Annotated in this window: 7 protein-coding genes; all 7 read right to left on the bottom strand. The window is 36.0% G+C overall.

Annotated features, from left to right (window positions below):
* Positions 1-14 precede the first annotated feature (14 nt).
* Genes ACFORF_RS04950 through cps2T form a run of 7 tightly spaced genes read right to left on the bottom strand, consistent with a single transcriptional unit; the run spans position 15 to position 9734 of the window.
* On the bottom strand, positions 15-2447 hold the full coding sequence (locus ACFORF_RS04950) for an LTA synthase family protein (protein ID WP_380426048.1): 2433 nt from the start codon (positions 2445-2447) through the stop codon (positions 15-17).
* Positions 2444-4195 (bottom strand): rhamnan synthesis F family protein, encoded by a 1752-nt coding sequence (locus tag ACFORF_RS04955; RefSeq protein ID WP_380426050.1) that lies wholly within the window; start codon positions 4193-4195, stop codon positions 2444-2446. Before ACFORF_RS04955 ends, ACFORF_RS04950 begins: the two co-directional genes overlap by 4 nt.
* Positions 4192-5616: a glycosyltransferase family 2 protein gene (locus ACFORF_RS04960; RefSeq protein ID WP_380426052.1), complete on the bottom strand. Its 1425-nt coding sequence runs from the start codon at positions 5614-5616 to the stop codon at positions 4192-4194. Before ACFORF_RS04960 ends, ACFORF_RS04955 begins: the two co-directional genes overlap by 4 nt.
* 15 nt (positions 5617-5631) lie before the next feature.
* Positions 5632-6855: an ABC transporter ATP-binding protein gene (locus ACFORF_RS04965; RefSeq protein ID WP_380426054.1), complete on the bottom strand. Its 1224-nt coding sequence runs from the start codon at positions 6853-6855 to the stop codon at positions 5632-5634.
* Entirely contained in the window at positions 6855-7658 is an 804-nt protein-coding gene (locus ACFORF_RS04970) for an ABC transporter permease (RefSeq protein WP_380426056.1), read from the bottom strand. Before ACFORF_RS04970 ends, ACFORF_RS04965 begins: the two co-directional genes overlap by 1 nt.
* A 2-nt stretch (positions 7659-7660) precedes the next feature.
* Positions 7661-8590, bottom strand: a complete 930-nt coding sequence (locus tag ACFORF_RS04975; RefSeq protein ID WP_380426058.1) for a glycosyltransferase family 2 protein — start codon at positions 8588-8590, stop codon at positions 7661-7663.
* Complete coding sequence (cps2T, locus tag ACFORF_RS04980) at positions 8565-9734, bottom strand: beta 1-4 rhamnosyltransferase Cps2T (RefSeq protein WP_380426060.1); 1170 nt, start codon at positions 9732-9734, stop codon at positions 8565-8567. The genes ACFORF_RS04975 and cps2T overlap by 26 nt, the downstream gene beginning before the upstream one ends.
* Between the last annotated feature and the right edge of the window lie 403 nt (positions 9735-10137).

The raw sequence follows: 10137 nt of genomic DNA on the forward strand, positions 1-10137 counted from the left end.
CTAAATTTAGTTTTTTAATCTATTGAAAAGAAGTCTTCGTATTTAAGAATATAGCCTTTCCCCAATGAAATATCATACTGAATCATTTTTAAATCATCCGCAATAATCTTTTGATTTTTAGAAAGCTTCTTCTGATTTACACTGGAGTTTTTTAAGACATCAGTCAATAAAGCATAAAATGGTGATACTTTTGAGTTGGTATGTTCAAAAAGTTCCGCAATAAAATCACTAGAATTCACAACTTCATAATCTAATTTATTAGTCTGATGGTTACTCCAAATAAAGTAATCTGTTAAATATTGATTAGAAGGATTATCATTAAACGCATAATTAGGATAAAATCCTGGTAAATGGTCCCCATAAAATACAACAGTTACATCCTGCTCAATTTGTTTTAAAGATTCAAGAAAATCATTAGTAGCTATATCTGTATGATAAAGAAGTCTTACATAGCTCTGTAGTGAATCGTTTGTATCTTCTGAGAAAGTTGGATTAAAAGATGTCAATTCAGTTGGGCTCCACTCTGACCACGGAGCATGATTTTGCATAGTAATTACAGAGAAAAATTGATACTCATTTTCATCAATGTTATCCAATATAGTATCATATACAGCTTGATCACTTGTATTTAAGCCTATTTTTTCGTCTTTCTTAAATTTTTCAGAACTTCCTGATTGAAAAATCAACCTGTCAAAGTTTAATTGATTATAAACATTAAATCTATTATAATTACTTGCTGCAGAAGGATGAATTACAATCTTATTTTCAAAATACTCACTAACTGAAGTAAATTTCTTTAGCCTAGGAACCACTTCCGTATATAAGGTAGATACAGTAGAAGAATAGTTATAATATGGTAAACCAGTTAAAGCCTGAAACTCCATATTAGCTGTTCCTCCACCGTAACCATCAGATTTCATCTGTCCACTCGTTGTTTGAGTCATTAATTTATTAATGTTCTGAGTTGGATCATAAGAAATATCTGTACCAGTTATTTTTCTAGGATTACTATAGCTCTCGCTTAATATAAAGATAACCGTTTGCTTACTAATAGAATTACTTCTAGATTTATTTATTTCACCTGCTGCTTCAACATATTTTTTGTATATGCTTTTTATTGTATCCTCATTGTAATTTTCTGGTTTTTCTATTATTTTAGTAGTTAACTGCCGAGTCCAAACATAGGTTAATGACTTATATGTCGCATTTGTTTTGAATCCTAAATAGTCAAGATTAAGTCCATTATTTAACTTAGAAAGAAGAGGAATATTATTATTAATTTTATGATCTTTAATGCGAGCAAAAATAGAAAACATAAAAGTATAAGACAGCAAAATTAAAGAAATAAAGATTAATCTTATACTCCTACTTTCATAAATCTTACCTGTTAAAAATTTTTTATGTAAAACAAGGATAAGATTTATAACGAGTAATATACTAAATACTGTCAAAATTAAATAGTTTTGATTCACAAAACTAAAGAGCAATTTAAGTTGCTTAAGCCATATAATATCAGTAACTAATACAGGTTCATTTCTCATGGAGAGCTTAAGTGAATTAACTACCCCTAATGTAATTCCTAAAAAAACAATTACTGCTGTACCAATCAGATATCTATTAATAATTAAATAAATTAAAAAATAAAGTAAAAACAAGAAAATAATTTGAAAAGCTACTGCACCATTAAATAAATGATTTCCTAAAGCATCATTGTCGTATCTAAATGGAATTTGTATCACATAATTAAATAATGTAGCAAGTGTCAAAGAAGAAATAAAGGTAAGATTTGCTCCACCCTGGTTATTTTTAAGTTCTATCCAAGAGCAAAGTAAAGTTCTAACAAAATACGATAAAATAAGTAGTATCGATAAATTCAAAAAAAATAATAGAAATAAAAATGCAGTTAAATTAGTATTTTTAAATTGAGTAACAAAATAAGTCAATAAGTTATTTAACAAAAGTTTATCATTAAGAAATATGGAAGACAAAAGTAATATTTCAAGATGTTTTGAGGTGTCTCCAAAATTATGAAGTATTATACTATTAAACCTAATTTTATCATTCTTGATAATTTTTATAAAATATGCTAGTAAAAAAATCAAAAGAAAAACTGAAAAAATGTTATATTGTATAAAGTGATTTTTGAAAGCAAGTAATAAATTAAAATCAGGATTATTAATATTTTTTGAAATAGTTATAAACCAACTATAAAATACATCAATTAAATAAAAAATTAAGATTTTTTTGAGGATATTTATTAAATCAAATTTGGATAATAATACAGAAATGATTGTTACAGAAAAAACACTAACAAACATAGAAAAATATAACATAGTGTCAATTCTAGATTCAAACTCAGCTATTTGTTTTAGTTGAAATAAAATTAATAAAAAATTTATAAAACCAACTAATAATAATAAATATATATATTTAAGTTTATCTTTCATTTTTTTATTTTCAAATACAACCTTCTAATTATATATTTTACGGCACGTGCTGGCCCGATAAGGATATATTTTAATGCACCTTTGATACCACCAAGATGGTCAAAGTTTACATAAGTATGGGGTAGCGCATCTCCCCGTTCATTGAGTAGTTTATTGTCCACAAACGGTGTCAACTCGACTGGATTTTTTGAAATGCGAAAATCAAAATTCTTATCCCAAGCAATATAAATCAAGAGCCTTTCAATAGCGTGTAAGATAGAATTTTGTGGCAATGGCTCTGCGGGCACATCTGAATCTGTCAGATTTAAGTCAAACAAGGGTTGCAAGGCTTCGTACTTAAACCATACATAAGTCCCATAAGACATAACAAAAGTATGCATGTAACCAAAGTCAATCGATTTCTGACAGCCCATTTTCTTCCAGAGGTCATTCATTGCAGGTGCTATCTGATGCTCATTATAGGCATCGACAATTTTATTGTATCGGAAAAAGGTTGGAATATCCGCAATAACAAGACCTAAATCTGCTTTTTCCTGTAAGTTCGCTAAAATAGTGTTGGCTGGCTTAACCAACATAGCAATCAACTCCTTGCGCCACGACTCCCCTGCCCAAAAATCAGCTTCTTTTGATTTTTTGGTATGGAAGTGACCAATATAATCATAGGTTTCCAACTGCTCTTTGAGTTTCAGCATCGGTAGGACATCTCGTCCGATATTACCCGTGACAAAAATCTGAGCTGACCGATCAAAAGTTTCCAGAACTTTTTCAATCTCTAACCGTTTTCCTTCGATGTCTGTCGTGATAAATAGGTCGTACTCAAACGGAAAATTAGCAAAACTATCCAAAAACTCGGGTAGCAAATCAACATAAAATACGTGTAAATGAACAGCTACCCTTTGTCCAGACTGAAACGATTGACTCGCTTCTTTCAGGTATTTACGTCCCAGTAGATATTTAAAGTCTGGGTAGTTAATCTTAGACATGTGGGAGACAATCAGCTCGACCGGATAATCTGTTGTTTGCTCAATCTCATCCAAAATGTAGGGAGTAATATGCTGATTTGCATCAATGGTTTTGACCTTGATAAAAGGAACCTTATTTTTCAAGATAGCAGTCGGATTGTAGTAAGAAAAATCCGGGTGCAACATACCTGTTGTATCTGCTTCTACCGTATCAAAGACAGTCTTGTATCGGAAACCGGCATCTAAAAGATTGGTCGTTACTTGTGTCTCATAGTTGTCAATGACATCCTGTACATCAGTGACGTTCTGTACCTTCATCCAAAAATCTTGAAATGCAGTGGAACAAATAACAGGATTTGAAAAAGACAAGTAATAACTTTGAATATGTTCTTTAAACTGTTTGTTGGACCTAAAATTGGTCATTCCCCAGAAATCAACGGAGTAATCTTCTTCAAAACGGTCATATACTGGCTTCATATCCCATAAGGGACCAAAGCAGGTATCGTTCATTAATGTGATGGAATCATACTCTTTTAAGGTTTCAAATCCTACAAAACTCATTCCATCACGCCAGGCTGCAAAGTCAAAACCACTATTTTCACGTTGGATGAAATCGGTAATCAGACCTTTTTGACGCAGCTCTTCTTCCTTTTCGAGTGAAAAATCACTATTTGAAATAAACACAAGACGTGAAAAAAGAGGACGCATATGAGTTAATTGGTACTCCACATGAGAACTGATGTCATTGAATTTATTAAAGTGAACATATAAAAGCAGACGCTTCATTTTCTTCTCCTAAAGAAATTAATAATTTTGGTCGAAATAATCCAACGTCTAGAGCCAACGACAGCATGGTATTGTTGGGTAATAGTTTCTAAATCAATTTTTTGCTGTTCAACCAATCTTTTTAGTGTAGATAGTTCTTGGTGTTGTGATAATGATTGGGAGGTTAAGGTGTTGACCATCTGTGTTTGTGCGGCTACTTCTTGTGCCAACTGATTTCCAATATACTCTTCAGAAAAAATATTATCAACATCAAACATCTTGTATTCTAGTCGAAATGCTTTACCGTAGATTCCCTTTGGTAACTCATAGACTAACTGTGGATCCGGCTTAATAAATAAATATTGATGACCTGTCACAACACCATTTGTATAACTCGGTAGGACTTCTGTCTCTGTATCCATCGCAATTAGCTTAGCATACTGATAATAGCTTGGTCGCTCAGAGAGGTCTACCCGGATACGATGACAATCCTCTGAGACACTAAAGTAAATAACGTCTTCTTTCGCTAATAGATAGTGCAGTGCTGATTCTTCTGTAAAACCATGTTGGTTAGTCTCACTATAAATAGAGACACGCTCAAAACCAAGCTGGGCCAAACCTGTTTGTTGTCGAGTCAGTTCTAACTCATAGCGATTATTCCGATCCAATAGAATCCGTAACATTTCTCGATAATTACTCTGTGGGTACTTATCTAGATATTCATTCTGAGTTTCTAATAATTTATTAAAACGATTTTCCAGCTTTTGAAAATCCTTTGGTCGCGAGTCAGAACCCAGATTGATAACGTAAGCAACAGTGGATTCTGGTAAATATGCAAGCTCTGTTCGTTGGAACAAATCCATCTGAAGATTGAAGGTATCATCTGAAGTTGATAAATCTAACAAATCATTAACTTCGATCATTAGTTCTCGCTCAACCAGCCAAGTCGAAGCCATGGTAAAGCCACGCGTCGCCAACATTTTTTCAAAAGAATCAGCTAAAGGAATCGCACCTGACTCAAACCCAGAAGCGGAAACAAATTCTCCCTCCTCATTATAAATATCAAAGTCTGTATTAGACCAACGTGAGTTTGGAGTGGATTGGAGCAGTTTCACTTGCTTTTGCAGTTTCTGAGAGTCTATCCAAAAATCATCTCCATCCGCACGAGCAATATAAGTACCCTTTGCTTCCTGGCAAACAGAAACCCAGGTTTTTGAAATACCTTGGTTTTCTGAGTGAAAAAATGTCCGAATCTTTTCAGGATACAGCTCCGCATATCGTTTGATAATGCCAGGAGAACCATCTGTCGAGGCATCATCTACCAATAAAATTTCGATAGTAAAATCTGCTTCTTGCTCCAAAAAGCCCGTAATTGTCTTTTCCAGCCAAGGCGCCTTATTGTAAACAGTACAAACAATAGAAACGAGAGGTGTTTCTGTCATAATGTCCTCTTTTCACTAGTCTCTAAACGTCCAACTACCATTTCGTTGAATTAAACCACTTGCTGAATCAAGGGCAGATTTATCATCAGGAGCAATGTCGTCACGGCTGACCATGATAATCGGTGTCTGGGTCGCATCAGAGAATGCTAGCATTTGCCCATCTTTATCCCGAACAGTTACTTCAAGCTTCATTTTTAAATCATTAATAGATTGTAATGAGCAAGTATAAAAAACGGTCTTATGCCCCTTACCCGATTGCATAGAATCCATAGAATTATCATTGTATATCCAGATGTTACGGTCAATATCTGTTAAAGATAAGGCAATATAGGTCTCCAAATCTTCTACTACATCGTATTCTATTTTAAAACGAATGGCATCTTTCGGAGTCATTTGACGAGAAGAGAGTAATTCCAAAGAAAAATTCTCCACACGAATGACTTCTTCTGCTTTCTCTTCTTGAGGTGTTTCTTCATCCATTTCTTGATGAAGCGGAACAGTGTTATCAAAACTATATTGATTAGCTACGTTTTCTGGATTACCTATAGCTTTAACCAAACCATGTTCAATTAAGACGGCCTTATTACAGTATTTCTTCACAGCACTCATATCGTGTGTAACCAAAATTGTAGTTTTACCAGATTTTTTCCGCTCCATAAAGTAGTCGTTACACTTACGTTGGAAAGCTTCATCCCCAACAGCAAGAACTTCATCAAGAATAAGAACATCACCCTGAGCCTTAATCGCCACCGAAAAAGCCAGACGTACTTGCATACCACTTGAATAGTTTTTGAGCTTCTGGTTCATAAACTCTTTTAGCTCAGCAAATTCAACGATGTCATCATACATGGAATCGATTTCTTCAGTTGTAAAACCAAGCATAGCACCGTTTAAATAGACATTCTCACGCCCAGTCAGCTCCGGGTTAAAGCCAACCCCCAACTCAATAAATGATACCAATTTGCCGTTGACTATCACACTTCCCTTTTCAGGTGTGTAGATTTGAGAAATGATTTTGAGCAAAGTAGATTTCCCAGAACCGTTTCGGCCCAAGATACCAAAGAAATCACCTTGTCCCACTTCGAAAGAAATATCCCGAAGGACATGTTGTTCCTTGTAGCCCTTGATACCACGAAAGCGATTAACTAAAGTGGTCCTCAAACTATGCGAACTCTCTGTCGGCAAACGGAAATACTTGCTGACATGGTCTACTTTTACTGCTAATTGTTTTTCAGTCATTATAGAATCTCCGCAAATTTCTTAGAATGTTTTTGGAAAACAAGCAAGCCAACCACAAATACCACAACTGGAATAAGGTACGGAATGGCCACAAGCCACTTGTTATGAATAATTTGCCAAGTTGTGATATTGGCTGGATCTATGACGAAATAACGTACATCTTGAATAATTTGCGCCAAAGGATTGAGCATCATGATTTTAGATGCTAGCATACTTTTATCCATCACTAAGGAAAGTGAATAGATTATTGGTGTCGCGTACATACCAGCTTGCATAATGACTTCCCAAATTTGTGATAAATCACGGAAGCGAACAAAGAGTGTAGATAACAAAAATGCAATTCCTGTCGCTAGCAAGAACAATTCTACAAACAAAGGCAGGGTGTACACAATGTTCCAAGTAAATTGTACACCGTTGAAAATCGTAAATATAAGTACAACAATCAAGTTGATAGCAAAATTGATCCCAGCACCACAGATAGCTGACAAGACCACGATTTCTTTAGAAAAATTGAGTTTTCGAAGAAGATCTCCCCGTGTCACAATTGACACCATTCCCATATTGGTAGCTTCTGAAAAGAAACTCCACATGACATTTCCTAACAACAGAGCCACTGGGAAATGAGGGACATCATTGCCCAAGCGCAAGAAATGAATGAAAACGACATACATAATTGCAAACATCATAAGTGGTTTCAAAATCGACCATAAGTAACCAATGACCGACCCCTGGTAACGCAATTTAAAATCTGTTTTGATCAATTCACGCAATAAAATGCGGTTTTTCTTGGAAAATAAATCCATTCTTACTCCTTATATCCAATTTTTGTCACCATCAATGTCATGAAGACTAGGGTGTGGAAGGCTCTATTTTTAGAGAAGCCGTAGTGTTTCAATACTCTAAGCCGTTCAGAAAAGGGGCTGTCAAGAAGTCCGATATAGGCTTGGATGAGTTGCCTCTTTTGGGCTGGTAATTCGAGTTTCAAAAGTTGCCTAGCTTGCTTTTGACTAGATGTAATAAGCCACCAATATTTTGCAATGAGTCTATGAGGACGAACCCAATTTTTCATACGTTTAGAGAGAGTTCGAGCACCCAAGACATTATTGCTATGCTGACGATAGAGTTGAGTTGGCTGGTCAATATAAATGAGTTTCCCCATTGCTGCTGCGATAAGAGCTAGGTACCAATCGTGCATGAGGAGTTCGTCAGTCACTAACCAAAGGTTAGCTAACGACTGATTAATCATCATGGTCCCACCTGTCACAGTGTTTTCAGTTAATTCCTGTAGCAGGGTAGTATTGGCATGGTGAGACTGGGTACGGATCATACTTTCATGTAGAACTTGAAGCTCTTCATCAACAACCTTAAGGTCTGTATAGACGAGAAGGGGCTGGTCCGATGATTCTGACTCAGCACACGCTAAGGTTACTGCTATTTTTTCTGGTAACCAAATATCGTCCTGGTCTGCAAAAAAATAGTAATCTGACTCTTGATGCTTGACTAAGTGGTAAAAACTTTTAATAACCCCCAGATTTTGACGGTTGTCAGCATTAATAAATTGAATACGGGAATCTTGCTGGCAATAGTCTGTAATGATTTGGGGCGTTCGGTCACTGGAGCCATCATCACGAATGAGCAAGGTCCAGTCTTGATAAGTTTGTTGACGAATGGAGTCTATTTGCTGAGCAATGTACTTTTCGCCGTTATAGCTAGATAGGACGATTGTCACGTTCATGTAAAAATAATTCCTCGTACTCTCTCACGATTTTTTCCCAAGTGTAGTGTTCTTGGATGCGAGCCTTGGCAGTTTGGCCTAGTGCCTTATAATCCTCTTGTCCATCAATCTGATTGATTAAATTGGCGAGACTTCCTGCCTCTTTGGTCCAATAAAGACTTGTTTCTGACGCAACTTGACGATTAAATTCTACATCCAAGATAAGGTTGAGGTCTGTATGTGCTAGCGCTTCAAGGAGTCCTGGATTGGTCCCTCCGACTTCATGTCCGTGAATGTAACCAAAGGCTTGCTCACGAATATAGGTTAATAGATGCTTGTCATAGACCGTCCCCACAAACTTAATCCGTGAATCCTTATCAAACTGGGTTGCTTGTCTGAGCTTCTCAAAATAGGCATTCCCCTCGTAGTTACAGATTATCAACAAATCACGTGTAGTCTGGGAAGCCATGAATTCTTTAATAGCGGTCTCATAGTTGTTTTCTGCAACAAAACGACCAACGATCAGATAGTAGTCTTTTTCATTGCTCTGCCATTTTTTAAAAAACTGCCGAATAGCACTATCATTTGCCGTTAGGGGTGAACTACTCGTGTCTGTTCCATAAGCAATACAGGTTGTTTCGGTCCAGGGATAAGACTGCTGGATATAGGTTTGAATAGCCAAATTATCTGCAATCACAAGATCAGCTGTCTTGGTCATGGCCTTCTCAGCATACTTGAGATAGGCTTGTACAGGACGCGGCCACTTGCTACGTTTCCATTCCAAACCATCTGGATTGATGAAAAACAGTCCTCCAATGTCATGGATACGACGAGCTAGAGGAGCCATAAAAGCACCAATGGTGTTCCCTAATACATAGAAAACGGGACGTTGCCACTGCTCTTTCTTGGCTAGGTTCAGGGCATGTTGAATCGCCATGGCATCGTAAGCCATTACGCGAGCCGGCCCAAGTTTGGGAGGATTAATCGTAAAACAATCGACACCACTATAATCAAAATGCTGACCGTGGTGCTCATCAGAAAGGCAAGCAATATGATACTGTATCTCTGGTGAGACACGATTTTGAACCAGTTCTTCTACGAATGTTTCAAAGCCACCATACTTGGCTGGCAATCCACGACTACCGATAATAACAACGTGTTGCATCCTTCAACTCCTCTCAACCTCAATTTGCTAAACAAAGTCACAAAACCCCATTGTATAACTACTCCATTTTAACATATTTTTGTCAAAATAGGGAGAGAAAAGCAGAGGAGCTAGAAATGTGAGCATTGTAGTATATATTGTAAAGAAAGAAAGGCCGTTAAAAGTGTTCGTTATTTGGATTGACCATGTAAGTCTTAAAAAAATGAATAATTTTTGACTGATTTGCTTAGTGTCTATGGCTGTTACACATTTCAATTTACTTTAAAGTCAATTGGTTCTTCCTTTCAATATAACTATAAAAAGGGGCTCTATAATTTCTGTAGTGGGTAGCTCCCCTGCAGAGATTATGGAGCCTTTTTGAATGTAGAAAAAAAGTCCCATATGACCTATAATGAAAAGCGAT

The sequence above is a fragment of the Streptococcus caprae genome (genome assembly GCF_042649745.1).
Taxonomy (GTDB): domain Bacteria; phylum Bacillota; class Bacilli; order Lactobacillales; family Streptococcaceae; genus Streptococcus; species Streptococcus caprae.

Excerpts from the sequence above, each read along its gene's own strand:
- ACFORF_RS04950 (WP_380426048.1), bottom strand. The coding sequence starts at position 2,447 with ATGAAAGATAAACTTAAATATATATATTTATTATTATTAGTTGGTTTT.
- ACFORF_RS04955 (WP_380426050.1), bottom strand. The coding sequence starts at position 4,195 with ATGAAGCGTCTGCTTTTATATGTTCACTTTAATAAATTCAATGACATC.
- ACFORF_RS04960 (WP_380426052.1), bottom strand. The coding sequence starts at position 5,616 with ATGACAGAAACACCTCTCGTTTCTATTGTTTGTACTGTTTACAATAAG.
- ACFORF_RS04965 (WP_380426054.1), bottom strand. The coding sequence starts at position 6,855 with ATGACTGAAAAACAATTAGCAGTAAAAGTAGACCATGTCAGCAAGTAT.
- ACFORF_RS04970 (WP_380426056.1), bottom strand. The coding sequence starts at position 7,658 with ATGGATTTATTTTCCAAGAAAAACCGCATTTTATTGCGTGAATTGATC.
- ACFORF_RS04975 (WP_380426058.1), bottom strand. The coding sequence starts at position 8,590 with ATGAACGTGACAATCGTCCTATCTAGCTATAACGGCGAAAAGTACATT.
- cps2T (WP_380426060.1), bottom strand. The coding sequence starts at position 9,734 with ATGCAACACGTTGTTATTATCGGTAGTCGTGGATTGCCAGCCAAGTAT.